This is a genomic window from Tindallia californiensis, from assembly GCF_900107405.1.
GTDB classification, from domain to species: domain Bacteria; phylum Bacillota; class Clostridia; order Peptostreptococcales; family Tindalliaceae; genus Tindallia; species Tindallia californiensis.
Window position 1 is genome coordinate 16,238 of the sequence record NZ_FNPV01000008.1, and the last position, 17,350, is coordinate 33,587.

The window sequence follows — 17,350 nt, forward strand, 5'->3', positions numbered from 1 at the left end:
GGAACGAAAAGGCTTTTTGTTTGCCGGAAAAGGGACACAAAGGAGGCATTCTTTTGAATCTAGAAGGAAGACACCTGATTGATCCCCGTGATTTAAGCGTAACTGAATTAACTGAATTGCTAGACCTAGGCCTTAAGATGTATGAAAATCCTGCTATTTTTGCTGATGCTTGTCATGGTAAAATCCTAGGCACTTTATTTTATGAACCCAGCACTCGCACCAGGCTAAGCTTTGAATCCGCAATGCTTAGACTTGGCGGACGAGTACTGGGTTTTTCTGATGCCGCTACCAGTAGTGCTTCTAAAGGTGAAAGCTTAGCTGATACCATCCGGGTATTAGATGATTACGCTGACGTTTTAGTGATGAGGCATCCAAGAGAAGGTGCACCAAGACTGGCGGCAGAATACTCAACAGCACCGGTGATTAATGGAGGAGATGGTGGTCATCAACATCCTACCCAAACCCTGACCGACCTTCTTACCTTAAAGAAATATCTGGGCAAGATCGAAAACCTTAAAGTTGCCTTTTGCGGCGATCTTCTCTTTGGCCGCACAGTCCATTCCTTAATCAAAACTCTAAGTCGTTTTCCGGGTATGGAATTTTTTCTGATTTCGCCACCAGAACTTCGGATTCCTTACCACTTAAAAGAAGAACTGTTAGAAGAGTACGAAGTAAAGGTAACTGAAACCAGTCAACTGGAAGATTGCATTACAGAAATTGACCTTTTGTATATGACACGTATTCAAAAGGAACGTTTTTTCAATGAAGAAGAGTATGTAAAGTTAAAAGACAGCTTTATTCTTTCCAGAGAAAAACTGGCTCCTGCTAAAGATTCTTTACTGGTACTGCATCCACTGCCAAGGGTTAACGAGATTCAGTATGATGTAGATGAAGACCCTCGTGCCAGGTACTTCGATCAAGCGAAAATGGGTGTTTATATACGGATGGCATTAATATGTGCTGTGTTGGGGGTGAAGTTACCATGCTAGAAGTAACCGCCATTAAAAATGGAATTGTTATTGATCATATTCCGGCAGGAAAAGGACTTAGGATTTTTGAAAAGCTGCGCCTGGACCGTCATCAGGCTCAAGCTGTGCTTCTTATGCACGTTAAAAGTCGTAAAAGAGGTTCTAAGGACATTATTAAAATCCAGGATGATCTAACGGTAGATCTTCGAATTTTAGGATTGATCGATCCAGGAATCACTGTCAATTACATTGAAAACGAAGAAATTATCGATAAAAAGCTGGCAGGTTTACCGCAGGTTGTCACAGGGCTTTTTCAATGCAAAAATCCCCGGTGTATCACCGGGGTAGATGATTGTGCTGTACCTGAATTTACGCTGGTGCCTAATGGGAAAATTCGATATAAATGTTCTTACTGTGGGACGCTGACGGAGTACAAATTGTAGTCCTCCTTAGGAACAGAGGGGGCGGAGTTGATTTTCTTCGCGCCCCTTTATGTCCTTTGTGGTTACAGATTTCTATTCTTTTGACTTTCAATTCATCTTTAATCATTCATCATTGCAAGCTATACAATAATTAGTTTTCGGTGATACATTTTTTTGAACTCTTTCTGATAGGTCATCGCACTGGTAACTTCTAATTCTGGTTGATCTTCTGCTTTTACCATAATTTGCACATCTTCCTTTGTCACATAGCAGGCCAGATCTTCCACGCTTCCATATTCGCTGCGATCTAATTTCTCGGCTATTTTCAAAAACAGGCTCAGTTTTTCTACTTTCTCCATATCTTCTTCCTTCACCAGCATATCAAACTGCTTCCAGTCTTCTTTCAGGTTGCTTTCCCGATGAGATCCTACCAGAAAAGCAACCATCACTCGTTCATAATTTCTCAGTCCATTCACCCGCACATTCAGCGCCAGATAGAAACCGTGCTTATGATGATTATAGTAGTCGATGCTCATTCCCAGATCATGAAACAGGGCCGCAACAGCCAACAACTTCCGTTCTTTCTCTCCCATTTTATGCAGTTCCATAGTCTGATCAAAAAGAGCCAAGGCCAATTTTTTAACCCGATGACAATGTTTTTCGTTCATTCCAAAATTTTTAATAATATTATCGGCAGAATGAAATAAAACGTCCTCCAATACCGGTTTGGGGTATTGGATCTCTTTTAAGTATTGTTCGAAAAACACACCTTCCCGAACCCCATGACCACTGATCACCAATTTATCGGTTTTGAGTTTTTTCATAATGGCATGAACCGGAGCCAACCCTGCTGCAATAATATCCGCCCGATCTTTATTAATACCAGGCAGCTTTCTTATTTCCGGCACCGTTCCTGTCGTTACCTTCCCATAAGCATCTTCCACTTCTGCAAAGGTCATTTGATAGTTATGCAAACTTTCCAAAGGATATCCAATCTTATGTTTATCCATCTTGGCTAAAGTCCGAATCGTACCGCCTAGCCCCACCACCGGATAATGTTTCAGCGCTGTGAGCCATTCCAGCTTTTCCAGTTCTTTTTCAACGCAAGCTTCTACTTCCTGCACCTTTTCCTCTGAAATATTTTCCCGGCCAATATATTTTTCTGTTAAGGTAACGGCTCCAAAATCCAAAGAAACAGATTCTTTCAACTGGCCCTTTTCAATCCAGCCAATCTCCGTGCTGGCACCTCCAATATCAATGGTAATGCCTCGCTCTACGGGTAAGGTATTAATAACACCCATATATCCATAATAAGCTTCTTCTTCTCCGGTAATGACCCGAAACTGAAAACCGGTTTCAGCTTCTACTTTTTCCAAAAACATTTTTTGATTTACCGCTGACCGAACAGCCGCCGTCGCAACAGGAATAACATAATCTGTCTGATGCACCTGAAGTAGTCTCCGAAATAATTTCAGGGTTTTCATGGTCCGTTTGATTGGAAGGGGTTTTAGAGTTCTTTCTTCCCCCATTCCTTCACTAAGCCGCACCATATCTTTTACCTGGTCTAACATCTTATAGGAGCCATCTTCATACACTTTCATCAACAGCATTCGGATAGAGTTAGAACCTAAGTCAATCACCGCAATTTTTTTATTCATGGTTTTATGTCCTTTCGGTCACTTTGATCATCTGTTTTTTATCTCATTTCTCGTTTGCTTACTATTTTACCACGAAAAAGCTTCTCGATACATGTCTTTATTGGTTTCGCCTTAAGACATTCTTTTCGAGAAGCTTTTTCCTTGCCTCTTTTGATGCATCAGGTATCCATCAATACGTAACAACTGCACCAGCTGTACCAGGCGTGTTTAATAAAATATCTGAAATGGAACCACCTAACAAAGAGCCTTTATACAAACCAATTAGAAAAATCATTGCTCCTACGGATTCCACGCCAAAAGTCAACGGAAGTAGCACCCTTATCCCAACGGATGTGCCAAGACTCGGTATAGCGCCCAATGCCAAACCTATGCACATAAACAACATCCCTTACCAAGCAAAGACCATAGATGCCGACTGTACAACTATTTCCAACATAGTGACTCTCACTCTCATAGCACAGGGATCCACTTATTGAAAATTAATTATATCTATTCGTTTTCGTTTTTTCATTCTGTTTATCTATACTACTTTGCAATGTCCTCACTGGAAGTAATTGGTTCGCCTATCTCTTTATTTTCTTCTTTTTTTCTGGCCTGTTTGTTCTTTTCTACTGCGCGGCCACAAAAGTATTCCTGAGCATTGAGTTTTATTTTTCCCCGACGGTCAACTCTTTTATAAAGCCCATCAGCGCCGAGTATTCTCGTTTTTTGCGTGTCTGAAAAAATAATTTCTAAGATTTTTTCAAGGTTATTTTTCAGTGATTTATTTTCTATTTCAAACATTAACTCTACCCGCCGATCCAGATTCCGGGTCATCCAGTCAGCACTGGACAGATAAATATTTTTTTCGCCGTCATTGTAAAACCGATAAATTCTTGGATGTTCTAAAAACCTTCCCACAATGCTTCGCACTTCAATATTTTCACTGACCCCTTCTACTCCGGGCCGCAAACAACAAATTCCTCTTACCAGAAGCTTTACTTTAACACCAGCCTGAGAAGCATCGTAAAGCTCTGTAATAATATGAGGATCCACAAGAGAGTTCATCTGGGCAATAATTGCTGCTTTTTTACCTTGACGGGCATGTTCTGCTTCCCGCCGAATATATCGAGCAAAGGTTTGTCGCAGGTTTAAGGGTGCTACCGTCAATTTATACAAATCCGGTGGTTGCGAATACCCTGTTAACATGTTAAAAAAAGCTGAAGCTTCTGCTCCGTAATATTCATTACAAGTTAACAGTCCCATATCCGTATAAAGTTTTGCTGTATTGTCATTATAATTGCCCGTCCCAAGATGTAAGTACCTTTTAATCCGATCTTCTTCTTTACGAACGACCAAAATAATTTTCGAATGAGTTTTTAATCCAACCAACCCATAAATGACGTGACATCCAGCCTGTTCTAGTTTCTTTGCCCAAAGGATGTTGTTTTCTTCATCAAAGCGTGCCATTACTTCTACCAGTACCGTCACTTGCTTTCCGGCTTCAGCGGCTTCAGCCAAGGCTTGAATAATCGGCGAATCTCCACTGACCCGGTACAGGGTCTGTTTAATGGCTAATACCTTTGGATCGGCGGCGGCTTCTTGCACAAACCGCACTACCGGCTGAAAACTATCATAAGGATGATGGAGGAAACGATCCCCTTTGGCAATAATGTCAAAAATACTTTCTTCTCCTGTAAATTCAATGGGCATAACAGGCTCTGTCGGTTCAAACAATAAATGATCAAAGCCTTTTATTTTATTTATTTTCATTAGAAAGCTAAGGTCTAAGGGGCCTTTAATAAGGTATATTTCACCTTTATGTATTTCCAGCGCTGATTGCAAGAAGTCCCGAAGTGCCTCCTCCATCCCGGCATCTATTTCCAATCGAATTGCCGCACCCCATCGTCTTCGTTTAATGGATTTTTCGATTTCCATTAATAAGTCTTTCGCTTCTTCCTCTTCGATAGTCAGATCCGCATTACGGGTAATCCTATAAGGTGCCGCCGACAGTACCTGATGTCCGGAAAAAAGACGGTTTGCAAAAAGCATGATGATTTCTTCCAGCATTATAAAGCTTCTTCCTGATTCTCCTGGCGGAAGTTCGATGACCCGTGGCAGGACTGACGGTACCTGAACGGTGGCAAAAGTAGGTGTTGTGGCTTCTTCTCCCTGCACCAACATCGCAATGTTTAAGCTTCGGTTCAAAATGAGAGGAAATGGTCGACTGGAATCTACGGCCATTGGTGTCAAAACCGGATAGAGCATTTTTTTAAAATAATCTTCCAGAAATCCATGTTGTTCGGCTGAAATTTGGTCACGTCGCAACAAATAAAAACCTTCCTTTTGCAAGAGCGGCTTCAGGCTTTTATTAAAGGTGTTGTACTGATCTTTCACCATCCGATGAACCCGTTGGGAAATATGCTTCAACTGTCGTTTAGGTGTTAATCCGGCAGGGTCTGGTTTTTGGTACCCAGCATTCACCTGGTCTTTCAAGGAGGCTACCCGTACCATGAAAAATTCATCCAAATTCGATGTCACAATAGCTAAAAACTTCAATCTTTCAAAGAGGGGGTTGTTTTTATCCCTGCTTTCTTCCATTACCCGATGATTAAACTCCAGCCAGCTAAGCTCACGACTAATAAAATGATGGCTATCATATTGATCAGAGGGCTTTGTATTCTCTTTGGACGGTCTAAGTTCCATTCGTTAGCCTCCTTTTCACTTTAAGTGTAGGTTTTATACCAAAAACTTCTTGAAAAAATTCAGATTTTATTTCAAATGTCCATTCTTCCAATAAGGTGTCCACATCAGCAATCCCTAAAATAACCATTTCTTTGTTTTGCTGCCTTACCTTTACATCGTAAATTTTTTGGCGATGACTCCGATCCATGGCGTCTGCCAACCGAAGGATGGCTGTCAGTTTAGCCGTAGTTACCCGGTCTTTTCCTTTTAGACGAAGATAAGAATCATGGTCTTTGCGAGGTGTCCGACTGCTGTGGTATTTTGAAACATTAGCAACCATTTCTAACTCTTCTTCAGAGAGGCTCAGAATAGGCGATGCTTTAATAAGGGTATAGGAATGCTCATAATGTTGGTTCAGGTTAACAAATTTCCCGATATCATGTAGTTTACAGGCCAACTTAAGAAGGAATTTTTCCCGTTCTTTCATCCCATGGGTTTTTTTAAGTGCGTCAAAGAACAGGACCGCTTTTTCTTCCACATCCAAGGCATGTTTCTCATCACCATGATACTTTTTTAATAAATTCATTGCCTGTTGCTGAATATCCTTATTAAACTCTTTCAGCCTCTCTGTATAAAAACGCTGATCGATAAAGTCAGAAACGATTCCGTCACTCAGTGATACCAATGGGGTATAGTATTGTGTCGCTTCCGTCATCTGAAAGAACTTTTTCATGATCATCAGCGAGGGCAAAAGAATAGAGGCCAGGTCCATAGATATTTGATAGGTATCCGCCATAAATTCAGCCGGCTTTTCCTGCACTTCCTTAAACAGCTTTTCAAGTGCTTCTATTGAAATCGTATTTTTGTTTTCCAGAGAATCTGGATCATTACAGAGACGGTTGATTGCTTTCATCTCGCTTCCCAATACTACTAAATGGCGGATTGGATAGTCTTGGTGAATATGCTGGATAGCATCTAAGTGACTTTCGATATATTCCTCCAATAGCCGTGGAAAATCAAGGCTTCGTTTTTCCAGATCTGATAACACTTCCCTCAGCCTTAAATGCCCTAATTTGATGTTATGGGTTAGTTGCATGGAACCCCTATCATAGATGGTCATTTCGATGCTCCCTGATCCCACTTCCACTACTAGGACCCCTTCTTCACGAATGGCTTGATGATCTGGCAGGTTTTCCCGGATTGCTTTATAGGTTAAATATCGTTCCTGGGCATTATTAATGACTTCCACTTTCAGCCCGGTTTTCAATCGTATCTGATCAATCAGATACTCTCTGTTTTCTGCTTCTCGAATAGCACTGGTGGCTAAGGCACGATAATGACGAGAGCCATATTCCTGCATTAATTGCTGAAACCCTGTTAGGATTTCACAGATATGCTCTACGGTTTCGTAACTTACTTTGCCTGTTGAAAACGTATCTTTTCCTAAAGCTGCCGGGTGAGTAACCCGATCTAAGAGTCTGGTATTTCCTTCTTCATCCACTTCAACAATTCTCATTTTAAGAGAGTAGGAGCCAATGTCAATGGCACTCATCACCGTGGGTTTTCGTTTTCGATTCATGGGTGCTGCTCCTTTCGTTTTTATTCTTAGTTGCTTTTATCATTAATCGTTTGATATCTCTATCACTATCAATGGCGGTTTAAGGCTGTTTTTGTATATTTTTTATTAATACCCTTTTTTTCTTTGCTTCTATAAAAATATTTCATTTATTTTCTATATATTTTGATACAAAAGAACCAGGTATCGAAATAGATTACCTGGTTCCTATAAAAGGGGAGGGAATTAGCAATATTATGCAGGCTTCACTTTATTATATTCTTCTCCCAGCATTCTGATAAGAAGGCTGAGTAGTTTTCCATACGAAGCATCTCCCCGATCTCTCGGTCTTGGCAACTCAATCGGAATAACTTCTTTAACAGTACCCGGTGAGCCGCTCATCACAATCACCCGATCGGAAAGATAAATGGCTTCATCTACACTGTGGGTTACAAACAGGATCGTTTTTTTATCCTTCTCCCATATATCCAACAATTCCTTTTGCAGAATCATTCTTGTGTGTGCATCTAAAGCTCCAAAGGGTTCATCCATTAACAATAATGAGGGTTTCTTTACTAATGACCTTACCATCGCAACCCGTTGTTGCATACCACCTGACAATTCATAAGGATAGGCTTGAGAAAAATTTTCCAGCCCAACAATTTTTAAGTATTTCAGTCCTTCTTCGTAGCGCATTTTTTTATTTATACCTTCAAACTCAAGCCCTAGAACAACATTGTCCAGCACTGTTCTCCAAGGCAATAGTGAATAATCTTGAAAAACCATCCCTATTTCCGGATGTTGCTTTTTGATGATTTTGTCTTTATAGGTCAACGAACCTTCGTTGCCATTTTCAAGACCAGCTACCATTCTGAGAAAAGTAGATTTACCACAGCCTGATGGACCAAGAATGGAGACAAACTCGTTTTCCGATATGGATAAAGAAAAGTCTTCAATAGCCGTTACCGAAAATCCTTTTTCACTCATATATTTTTTCCGTATTTTATCTGCTTTCAGTACAGATGCTTCCATTTTTTCTGCTCCTCTCCAAGCTTTCCATCACGTTACGAACCTGATCGGTATAGCCACCGAAATTTATACCGTTCAATACTTCGAAACAAATAGTCTAGTAAGGCGCCAACCATACCAATCGCAATCATCCCAGCTATCACAATATCCGTCCTTGCCAGGGAATAGGCATGAGAAATCATGTACCCTACGCCTGCCACACTACCCGGAAGCATTTCAGCTGCCACAAGGCACATCCAGGCAACTCCCATCGCCGTCCTCATTCCATTGATAATTGACGGAGCAGCTGCAGGGATGATCACCTTCAAGATCAAGTCTTTTTCTTTTGCCCCTAAGGTTTTAGCTGATTCTACCAAGGTTTTGGGAACGCTTTGAACACCATAAACCGTGCTGGTTAGCATGGGAAAAAAAGCTCCTAAAAAAATAATAAACACCATAGAAATCTGTATTTTTCTGAAATGCAGGTATAAAAACCCAGACTGTACCGGCATATAATTTGCTAAGCTAGTAATTCCAAACCAGGCTAATACCAATGGAACCCAAGCCAATGGGGGTATCGGTCGAAAAATACCAAAAAAATTACTAAACAAATCATGGCATCGAGGTTTATACCCCATAAGAATGCCTACCGGTACGGCAATAAAAGCCGCTAGAAAGTATCCAATCAGCACTCTGGAAAGACTTGTAAATACATTATTTGCCAAAGACCCCAGGCTAATCAGTGGTTCTGTAGGATTTAGCAGGATTCCACCGACCCTTTCTACCGGAGGCAAAACAACCATATTATCCATGCGAACCGCTAATAACTGCCATCCCACTAAAAATAACACTGGTAGAATTAATGGCCTTACTGTTCTTAATTTCATATTTATCTCCTTGGTAAGAGAAGAAGATTTCTCTTCTTCTCTTGATTTCTTTTCTTCCCTTTTATCCCTCTACTGAGTATATCGAAAGTCAAATATTTCTCCTTCCACTTCTTCGAACTCCATTCCTGCCAGGCCACCTTCAAAATGATCGCTGTCATCCAAGAAGTGGTAGAGAATTTCGGTTCCTCGCATCCAACCTTCTGTTGGAACTGTCGTATAACGAACCGTTGACATCTTTGCAGCTTCTTCCGGAATGCCTATCCATTCCGCTACAACAATAGCCGCTTCATCTCTATTTTCATTACTAAATTCTGCCGTATGCTCCATTAATTCTACAAAAACGGCCATCGCTTCCGGATAGGCTTCAATCGCACTTTCACTGGCCACCAGACAGCAACAAGGAAAATCTACCCAATGGCCGATAGGGGCATAATCTTTTGTATCAGCTGTTTTAATGCCTACCTCTTCGTACTCTGCTACCATTGGGAATGGTGACGGTCCAACCCACCCATCTACCTGACCACTTGTTAGTGCCGGCATGTAATTGGAAGTAGCTCTTAGGTTTACTAAAAGCACATCCGCATCACGATCATCCGGATCTTCTGTATAGTGGATACCATTTTTTTCAAGAGCACTTTTGGTGATGATGGTTACTGAGCTGGTAGGCGACAAGTACCCTAGTGTAACAGGCTCATCCGCCTCTTTCACATATTGCTCAAATTCATCCCAACTTCCAATACCCATATCTTTTCGAAATACCATCGAGTTTCCTTCGGTATGAATCGGCCCTAACGCTTTAATCGGCACATCCCGGTCTCGATTCGACATAACAACTGTAATCGAGAAAAAGGATATATCCAACTGATTCTGAGCAAACAAAGTGGCCGCTTCAGAACCACTATTGGTCACAATCATTTCAAGATTAGCCACTGGTTCTCCTTCTGCTGATATTAACCGATACCGTTCTTTGTCAATAACAGTTTCCAGGTAAGCGCCTCTTTCCTTAAATTCCTCAGCTTTATGTGCTGCCACCATAATAGGTAGGCTATGATCATTATAAATGTATCCTACATTTAGGGTTGGCAGGTCTTTTTCTTCCCCATCGCTTTCTTCCACTTGCTCTGTTTCATTTGCCACCACTTCCGCTGTTTCTTCGCCTTCATTGCCTCCACAAGCTGTTAAAACTAGTGCTATTAATAGCATTATTGCCAATATGCCTTTCCATTTTATGCTCATTTGTTACATCTCCTATCTAGGTTATGATCCTTTTTTTCTCTCCATCAGGTCTTCAAGAACCATTCTCCGCCTTATGCAGCTCTGATTTTTAGACATATTTCCACTTCACTAACGCACGCTGAAGTAGCATGATAAGGCGGTCAATGATATAACCAACAAGACCAGCCATAATCATCAGAGCAATTAAGCGATCTGTCTGCATCCTTGTCTGTGCCTGAACCATAGAGTAGCCGAACCCGGCACTCGTCGCAATGAACTCCGCTCATATAACAGACATCCATCCGGCACTAATCGCTAACCGCATGCCATTTAGAATGTCTGGCATTGAACTGGGAACAATTACAGATGTAAAGATGCTCAGTTTGCCGGCGCCCATACTTTTTGCCGCATTATAGTAATCCGGTGATATGTTCTGTACTCCGTTTATCGTATTTAATACCAGTGGAAAGATCCCTGCCATTGCAATTAAGAAAATAGTTGGTCCGTCACCCAGACCTAGCCAGACAATTGCCAATGGAATCCATGCCATAATAGGTACTTGTCTCATAGAACTAATGAGTGGATCGAATATTTTCAAAATGGTTCCAGAGTATCCCATCAGGAAACCTAAAGGTAATCCAATCAGAGTGGCATAAAAAAAGCCTAACAGCACACGACGAAGTGTTATAGCCATATTGAGCAAGACCGACTGATCGGTGATAGCATCGCCTAGAGCAATCATAGTCACCATGGGTGATGGCAACAACAAGTTGCTTTGATAATACATGGAAGCTGCTTGCCAGATCACAAATAAAAAAGCTACGCTGCCTAACCAGTGGAGTTTTGTTCCATTTACTTTGACACCAGCTTTATCAAACCGACCTATAATCGATGGAAACATGTCCTGTTTTACTTTTCCATCGGGTTCATTAGCTTCATCCCTAAATTCATCCATTGTTCCGCCTCCTTTCCTGTCGTTTCTTTTCCTGTCTTTTCTTTTTTCATATAGTGATCAATAGCCGTTTGTAATGTTTCCATATCTTTAAGTTCATCCATGGCTTCCTGCCAAAGCTCCAGAAAAAACTGGGCTTCCTGAGTCTCCATAATGCCATCTCGTGCAATCAGTACGTAGGTAATACGCTCTGATTTTTTATATCCAGGCAAATGTTCTCCGGGCAGATAAATTCCTTGAGTAATATCGACAACAATCCCTTGAACTTCGCCCATTTCATAGGCATAGGGAAGGGCAGCCGGTAGCATGGCTGCCACTTCCACTTCTTCCCCAAACTGCTTTTCAATAATTTCCTTTTGATACCAGCGATTTTGAGTAATTCCTATTTTTTTCACCGACTTCGAAGGATGCTTTACAAGCATATCCGAATTGGCCAATACAGGACCAACGATTTGGTATCTTGGATCTTTTTCAATGAGCCGCTGAGCCGCATCTGGACAAACAATGGCCATATGCATCCGATTTCCACTCAAAGCCCATTCTGCCGTGCTTGAGCAACAATCTCTCAATGTGTGAATTCCATACACATCTTCCTGTTTCACAGGAAAATTCTTTTCATTGATCAGATAATCTACCACCAGCCCACCGGCATCGTCCGGCACTCCTAGAATTAAGCTGCCGTCTGGCATATCCGCTTCATAATGAAAGTGCATCCATAACATCATTCCGCTAATCAATAAAGGGATTAAGATTCCTATTCTCTTTTTTATAATATTTTTCACAGATTCATTTTTCTGTGAGGTCATTGGTTTCAGTCCTTGTTTCTACGAAAGAATTATGATTCATATAACTCCATGGCTTTCTCCAACCAATCATCATAACTCATGCCTACCGGATAGTAAGGATCAACTTTTTCGGTGATAAAAGCATCGAAGTCCGGTAAGTCCAATTGGTTTTGCAGGTCATGGTATACCCACTCCTCCTGAGGAGTAAAGTCTTGCCATTCTAACATATCAAAATAATTTTGTGTCATATCGTAATACCGTTCTACTCGCTCATCATCGATAACCCAAGTCATAGTGCGACCTTCATCTACGGTTTTTTGAAAAATGGTTCGGAATCCAACTTCTTCCGGCACATCAAATACTTCTGCAAATATTTTTCCCGATTCTATTGGATTTGTATACAGGTACTGAATGGCTTCCACATGTGCCAGTAGCATTTTTTCTGCTTCCTCAGGTCTTTCTTGAATAAAATCATCATGCATAATCAATAAGGTCTTAAATCCCCAATCTCCGTCTGGAAGCATTCTACTTACAGCCAATTCATGACCAATGCCTCGATGCTCTGCCAAAGACATAAAAGGGTCGCAAACCAAAACACCGTCCAATTCGCCAATTTCAAGAGCAAAAAAGGCATCTCTCTGAGACATACTATAAGCTTCGTACTCTGCTGGATCATAAGGAATACCAGCATCATGAGCAATAATTCGCCATTCCGGATTTACCTCGTGAGCATCCGGACCCATGTTAATTCGTTTTCCAACCATATCCTGAGCGGTTTCAATCTCATTAGAACCTACTAAGTAATAGGAACCTCCTAAGTGGTTAAACGCCGTCATTTTAATTGGCGTACCTTGATTCAAGGCATTGTTTACTGCATTGCTTCCCATATAACCAACATCCATCTGACCAGCGGCCATTAATACGCCAATATCACTGGTCATGGTAAGATTCGTGTTCAGTCCATATTTTTCGTAAATACCCGCATGGTATGCCACCGGACAGGCCACCATCATATCGCAATTAAAATAACCAATTTCAATGACTTCACCACTAGCGGCACCGTCATCCGTTCCACTTCCTGATCCTCCTCCGCACGCTGCCAACAACAAGGATAGGCAAATCATCATTATCAAACTTTTTCTCTTTCTCATACTCATTTTCTGTCCCCCATCTTTTTCTTAGAATATATCTGATAGCTATGCATTAAGAAAATACTCTCTTCTCATAAGCATTAGCTCATCATTTAGGCATTAGCTCATCATTAGCAACATAGAGACATATCCATAGAGAATAGGTCTACTAACTCATCATCAACAATGCGATAAATCGCATGGCCCACATGTGGACCTTTTGAACCAGAGATGTATAGCTCATTGGGCGGTTCGTTGTCAAAGTCAAGAAATTTGATCACTTGATTTTCCACAGGTGCCGGTATGGGTTCCGTCATAACAAATTCATCGCCCATGTCCATCACCACTAGCACATTGTTTTTTCGATGGCCCACATTAAAAATAATTACTGTATCTAACTTGCCATTATCCGTTAAATCTTCTTGATCCCAGAGAATCAGCTCATTTTCTTCGTAATGTTTTCTCCAATGATCAATCGCCGGAGTTGTTGCAAGATCAAGATACTCTATCGATACCTCTTTTCTTTGGGAATAGTTCCAGCCAGCCATTACAACCAGAACAATGATTAGAAAACCTGCAAACCATGTTTTAACTATTTTCATGACATGCCGTCTCCTGTCTTCGGTGTATCCAACGTGTAATCTTTTCCCCATATACCTTTAACGCTAAGGATATGATGATTCCTGAGGCAAGATACCTTAAAGCTAAGGGCGGTGCAAAAATAAAGTAGCCTGCCCAGTCTATTGTCTGCTGGTTACGTGCCAAATCAAATACCGGTGTAAACCCCGGTAAAAGCAGAGCATTGGTAATGCTTCCTACCAGTAAAGCACAGGTAAATAAGCTTACGGCATAAATGGTCACACTACGCTTCCCGATTAGTTTGTACATGCTAATTAGTTCTGGCAAGTTTGTAGCCGTTCCAGCCATTAAGAATGTTAACGCTACTCCTGGTGACGCACCACTTGCCAGTAATGCCGCTACAAAAGGAATATGCCCTACTGCACAAACATACATAACGGAGGCTAACAAAGCGATCCCAGCGATGGAAATTACACCGGGAGCTCCTAAATATTGTTGTATAAACGACGGTGGCACAGCCATAAACAGAAGCGCTACTAAAATCATCGCCGGTACCACATATTTGCTGACCTGTGCACCCATATCAGCAAAGCCCCAGTGAATGCCACCTTTAAGCTTTTGAAAAAAATGTTCCTTTTCTTCTGTTTCCAGCAAAACCCGACTTTCATCACCACAGGTTTCCATCCCCGGCAAATATAGTTCTGGCCCTGCCAACCGATTCCCTAAAACTCCTACAATAATAGGCACTGTAAATCCAGCAATCAAATAAATAACAGCAATTTCCGGTCCCAATAACCCAAAAGCAAGAATCAAAGACGCTGGATTAATAATAGGTGCAGCAATATTAAAGGCAATGGTTGGCCCTACATAGGCACCAGAGTAATAAAGACTCATGCCTAAAGGAATTACTCCACAACTGCATATGGGTAAAAACATCCCTGAAACCGTTGCTCGAACAATAGAGGATATTTTTGTATTGCCTAGCATTTGATGAAGCTTTGCTGGACTCATGAAATGATGGAGCATACCAGCAATCAGAAAGCTTAAAACCAGCCATACAGAAGCACCATTCAATAAATCAATACTAACCAGCAACACTTCCTTTATAAATGAGGGCAACACTACTCTTCGCCTGCCTTCAATGCATCACTAATGGCATCTTCTATTGTCTTTTGATTTAAGCGGTCATACTTTTTCTTTTCATTAATAATCATCGTACCTTTGGTAACCATTCCATACTTACGAACATAATCATAATCTTTTCCAGCATAATAAATCTTTACTTCTACCTGATCGCCTTTTTCTTTGGCTGCTTTACGAATCATTTCTTCATATCCAACACAGGTTGGACATGTATTGATAAATTCCACCAACACTTTTGCCACTATTTCCACTCCTTTTCTAGGCTCTGCCTTATACGGCCAGTTTTGGTTTTTGAGAATCTTCTTTGCGCTTATCTTCGCCATCAGCTCCCTGAATAAGATCTGTTAAGTGATCAATGTATTCTTTATACTTTTTATGCTCACGGCGTCGTGGTCTTTCCAGATCAATTTCCAGATTTTCCACGATTTCTCCTTGGTTAGTCGACATCAGCAGTACTCGGTCACTCATAAAAACAGCTTCTTCTATATCATGACTGACCATTACCACCGTTACCTTATCTTCCATAAAAATCCGTTCCAAGTCTTCCTGAATTTTGCGTCGCATTTGATAATCAAGCGCTCCTAAGGGTTCGTCCATTAAAAGCACACTTGGTTGACAAGCTAAGGCTCTTGCTACTGCCGTACGCTGCTTCATCCCTCCAGAGAGCTGATGAGGGTAAAGATTTTCTTTTCCTTCTAAATTGGATAATTTCAATAGAGCCTGAAGCTTTTCTTCCTGTTGTTCTTTTGACACTTTCTGTTGCTTCATTGGGTAGAGAATGTTGTCCTTCACCGTTTTCCATGGAAACAAAGCATACCCCTGAAATACAAAAGCACGATCCGGTCCTGGTTTTGTTACAACCGTATCTTCCACTTTTATGCAGCCGGAATCCGCTCCCTGAAAGCCTGCCATGATGGTTAGCATCGTTGTTTTTCCACATCCAGAAGGCCCTAACAGACTTACAAACTCACCTTCTTTAATAGTGATATCAATGTCCTTTAGTACGTTGTTAATCTCTTTTCCGTTCCGGTAGGTTTTGCAAATTTTTTCTGCTTTTAACTTTTCCATCCTTTAACACTCCTCTTTCACTTCACCATTTCCAACGTTGCTTCTATTCGAACTTTTAATATTTCCAAGTCTGAATTCGAATAGTCGCTTTCTAAATGCAGATAAGGTAATCCTTTGTCCTTGACCAGTTTTTCCACATAATGAGCTTCAATATTATAGGTATGGCATGCCTGCCAGGTCAAATCAATCACCATATCAGCAGAAAACTCCTGAATCATTGAATCGATAAGTTCAAACCGATATTCATTGGGACTCATACAGGAGCAGGGGATCTTGAGGTAACTTTCAGCCAGAGCTTCAATCGGGTCTTCTTTCTCTGTACTGACCAAAAGATCTAAAGTTTTATAGCTGCTACAATTTTCCAATGCCACTACAGAAGCACCCAGTTCCTCAACCAGTCGGATCACCTTTTCGCTTCCCATTCCTGTTGGACAGCCGGTCAACAAAACTCTTGGTCTACGAGGTTTATACCGTTGAAGTTTCTGATGGTCATTTTTTTCACCCATGATGCTGCTCTTCAGTTCATTTAACATTTTAATGGAGCTATTCTTATCTGCACTGAAACCTTTTGCCCATACAATCGTAAGAAGCTCAAGGCCCGTTAAAGGCGCCGGATCCATTTTATTCAGGTCACAAATTCCTTTGATTGCTCTTCTTTCCTGATTTCTAAGATCAACCGCCTTCCAGATAGCGTCGTCTGTAATCTTAACCTGAAGTTGTTTCTCCAAATATTTTCTTAATTCCCGGATTTCCTCCACCCATAAAGCCATGGACGCATCGCTGTTTTTTCGATGAGGTAATTGCATGACATGTACCGGTTTTAAGTTTTCCATCAGCTCAAACATTTTCTTTTTTCCATCACAGGTGGTTTCTCCAATAATAACATCTGAGTAATAGAAAAAGGGACAGGTATCCGTTATTGCAAAGCCATAGGAAGATTTGATCAGCGGACATAAGTTCCTTGGCAAGTCTTTTTCAGCTGCCGGAATCGGTTCTTCCTTGGTGCCGCACAAACTGACAGGAATAGCGTCTGCCGCTAAAACCAACTCCGAAGGACAAAAAGCACAGTAAATCCCTACTACTTTCTTGCCTTCTTCTTTCATATCTTTTATCCGAATCATGTTATCGCCACGAAGGTTTTGAAACACTTCCAGTTCTCTTTGCTGCATCCCTTACCTCTTTTCTTTTCCATTTGTATTTGAAAGTTTTTTCATTCTTTATATCCATTATTAGATTCCAATACCTTTATATAAAGATTCGATATCAAAACCCTTAACCATCTTAAAAGAGTTTTTAACGTATGTCCAATAAAATTT

At 41.0% G+C, this 17,350-nt stretch carries 17 protein-coding genes; 2 read left to right on the forward strand and 15 right to left on the reverse strand.

Annotated elements, in window-relative coordinates; genetic code table 11:
* Positions 1–53 precede the first annotated feature (53 nt).
* Positions 54–989: an aspartate carbamoyltransferase gene (pyrB, locus tag BLV55_RS11215; protein WP_093314471.1), complete on the forward strand. Its 936-nt coding sequence runs from the start codon at positions 54–56 to the stop codon at positions 987–989.
* Positions 983–1,411: an aspartate carbamoyltransferase regulatory subunit gene (locus BLV55_RS11220; protein WP_093314473.1), complete on the forward strand. Its 429-nt coding sequence runs from the start codon at positions 983–985 to the stop codon at positions 1,409–1,411. The genes pyrB and BLV55_RS11220 overlap by 7 nt, the downstream gene beginning before the upstream one ends.
* A gap of 119 nt (positions 1,412–1,530) precedes the next feature.
* On the opposite strand, the gene ppx is transcribed toward BLV55_RS11220, so the two are convergent.
* The 15 genes from ppx to BLV55_RS11300 all read right to left on the reverse strand — a co-directional run bounded on the left by ppx (position 1,531) and on the right by BLV55_RS11300 (position 17,203).
* Entirely contained in the window at positions 1,531–3,048 is a 1,518-nt protein-coding gene (gene ppx / locus BLV55_RS11225; RefSeq protein WP_093314475.1) for an exopolyphosphatase, read from the reverse strand.
* 169 nt (positions 3,049–3,217) lie between these two features.
* Positions 3,218–3,424: a tripartite tricarboxylate transporter permease gene (locus BLV55_RS11230; protein ID WP_176968390.1), complete on the reverse strand. Its 207-nt coding sequence runs from the start codon at positions 3,422–3,424 to the stop codon at positions 3,218–3,220.
* Positions 3,425–3,573: 149 nt separating this feature from the next.
* Positions 3,574–5,733 (reverse strand): RNA degradosome polyphosphate kinase, encoded by a 2,160-nt coding sequence (locus tag BLV55_RS11235; RefSeq protein WP_093314479.1) that lies wholly within the window; start codon positions 5,731–5,733, stop codon positions 3,574–3,576.
* Complete coding sequence (locus BLV55_RS11240) at positions 5,723–7,291, reverse strand: Ppx/GppA phosphatase family protein (RefSeq protein ID WP_093314481.1); 1,569 nt, start codon at positions 7,289–7,291, stop codon at positions 5,723–5,725. Before BLV55_RS11240 ends, BLV55_RS11235 begins: the two co-directional genes overlap by 11 nt.
* Positions 7,292–7,522: 231 nt before the next feature.
* On the reverse strand, positions 7,523–8,299 hold the full coding sequence (locus tag BLV55_RS11245; RefSeq protein ID WP_093314483.1) for an ABC transporter ATP-binding protein: 777 nt from the start codon (positions 8,297–8,299) through the stop codon (positions 7,523–7,525).
* Between the two features lie 32 nt (positions 8,300–8,331).
* Positions 8,332–9,162: an ABC transporter permease gene (locus BLV55_RS11250; protein ID WP_093314485.1), complete on the reverse strand. Its 831-nt coding sequence runs from the start codon at positions 9,160–9,162 to the stop codon at positions 8,332–8,334.
* A gap of 69 nt (positions 9,163–9,231) precedes the next feature.
* A complete protein-coding gene (locus tag BLV55_RS11255; RefSeq protein ID WP_093314487.1) occupies positions 9,232–10,398 on the reverse strand; it encodes an ABC transporter substrate-binding protein in 1,167 nt (388 codons plus the stop codon).
* A gap of 88 nt (positions 10,399–10,486) precedes the next feature.
* Positions 10,487–11,278, reverse strand: coding sequence for an ABC transporter permease subunit SaoP (saoP, locus tag BLV55_RS11265; protein WP_242870117.1), 792 nt, complete (start codon positions 11,276–11,278; stop codon positions 10,487–10,489).
* 8 nt (positions 11,279–11,286) lie between these two features.
* Positions 11,287–12,135: an ABC transporter substrate-binding (seleno)protein SaoB gene (saoB, locus tag BLV55_RS11270; protein ID WP_093314491.1), complete on the reverse strand. Its 849-nt coding sequence runs from the start codon at positions 12,133–12,135 to the stop codon at positions 11,287–11,289.
* Between the two features lie 29 nt (positions 12,136–12,164).
* The gene (saoX, locus tag BLV55_RS11275; RefSeq protein WP_093314493.1) at positions 12,165–13,271 is read right to left on the reverse strand and encodes an ABC transporter substrate-binding subunit SaoX; all 1,107 of its coding nucleotides are present in this window, start codon (positions 13,269–13,271) and stop codon (positions 12,165–12,167) included.
* Between the two features lie 104 nt (positions 13,272–13,375).
* Positions 13,376–13,846, reverse strand: coding sequence for a Cys-Cys-COOH (seleno)protein SaoC (gene saoC, locus BLV55_RS11280; protein WP_093314495.1), 471 nt, complete (start codon positions 13,844–13,846; stop codon positions 13,376–13,378).
* A complete protein-coding gene (gene saoE / locus BLV55_RS11285) occupies positions 13,833–14,942 on the reverse strand; it encodes an efflux transporter SaoE (RefSeq protein ID WP_330386617.1) in 1,110 nt (369 codons plus the stop codon). The genes saoC and saoE overlap by 14 nt, the downstream gene beginning before the upstream one ends.
* 2 nt (positions 14,943–14,944) lie before the next feature.
* On the reverse strand, positions 14,945–15,208 hold the full coding sequence (gene saoT / locus BLV55_RS11290; protein ID WP_093314499.1) for a thioredoxin-like (seleno)protein SaoT: 264 nt from the start codon (positions 15,206–15,208) through the stop codon (positions 14,945–14,947).
* 28 nt (positions 15,209–15,236) lie between these two features.
* On the reverse strand, positions 15,237–16,034 hold the full coding sequence (gene saoA / locus BLV55_RS11295) for an ABC transporter ATP-binding protein SaoA (RefSeq protein WP_093314501.1): 798 nt from the start codon (positions 16,032–16,034) through the stop codon (positions 15,237–15,239).
* A gap of 17 nt (positions 16,035–16,051) precedes the next feature.
* Positions 16,052–17,203, reverse strand: a complete 1,152-nt coding sequence (locus BLV55_RS11300) for a double-cubane-cluster-containing anaerobic reductase (RefSeq protein WP_093314503.1) — start codon at positions 17,201–17,203, stop codon at positions 16,052–16,054.
* Positions 17,204–17,350: the final 147 nt, after the last annotated feature.

What these genes read in the sequence shown, in the direction of transcription:
- BLV55_RS11220 (WP_093314473.1), top strand. Translation starts at nt 983, where the DNA reads ATGCTAGAAGTAACCGCCATTAAAAATGGAATTGTTATTGATCATATT.
- ppx (WP_093314475.1), bottom strand. Translation starts at nt 3,048, where the DNA reads ATGAATAAAAAAATTGCGGTGATTGACTTAGGTTCTAACTCTATCCGA.
- BLV55_RS11230 (WP_176968390.1), bottom strand. Translation starts at nt 3,424, where the DNA reads ATGTGCATAGGTTTGGCATTGGGCGCTATACCGAGTCTTGGCACATCC.
- BLV55_RS11235 (WP_093314479.1), bottom strand. Translation starts at nt 5,733, where the DNA reads ATGGAACTTAGACCGTCCAAAGAGAATACAAAGCCCTCTGATCAATAT.
- BLV55_RS11240 (WP_093314481.1), bottom strand. Translation starts at nt 7,291, where the DNA reads ATGAATCGAAAACGAAAACCCACGGTGATGAGTGCCATTGACATTGGC.
- BLV55_RS11245 (WP_093314483.1), bottom strand. Translation starts at nt 8,299, where the DNA reads ATGGAAGCATCTGTACTGAAAGCAGATAAAATACGGAAAAAATATATG.
- BLV55_RS11250 (WP_093314485.1), bottom strand. Translation starts at nt 9,162, where the DNA reads ATGAAATTAAGAACAGTAAGGCCATTAATTCTACCAGTGTTATTTTTA.
- BLV55_RS11255 (WP_093314487.1), bottom strand. Translation starts at nt 10,398, where the DNA reads ATGAGCATAAAATGGAAAGGCATATTGGCAATAATGCTATTAATAGCA.
- saoB (WP_093314491.1), bottom strand. Translation starts at nt 12,135, where the DNA reads ATGACCTCACAGAAAAATGAATCTGTGAAAAATATTATAAAAAAGAGA.
- saoX (WP_093314493.1), bottom strand. Translation starts at nt 13,271, where the DNA reads ATGAGTATGAGAAAGAGAAAAAGTTTGATAATGATGATTTGCCTATCC.
- saoC (WP_093314495.1), bottom strand. Translation starts at nt 13,846, where the DNA reads ATGAAAATAGTTAAAACATGGTTTGCAGGTTTTCTAATCATTGTTCTG.
- saoA (WP_093314501.1), bottom strand. Translation starts at nt 16,034, where the DNA reads ATGGAAAAGTTAAAAGCAGAAAAAATTTGCAAAACCTACCGGAACGGA.
- BLV55_RS11300 (WP_093314503.1), bottom strand. Translation starts at nt 17,203, where the DNA reads ATGCAGCAAAGAGAACTGGAAGTGTTTCAAAACCTTCGTGGCGATAAC.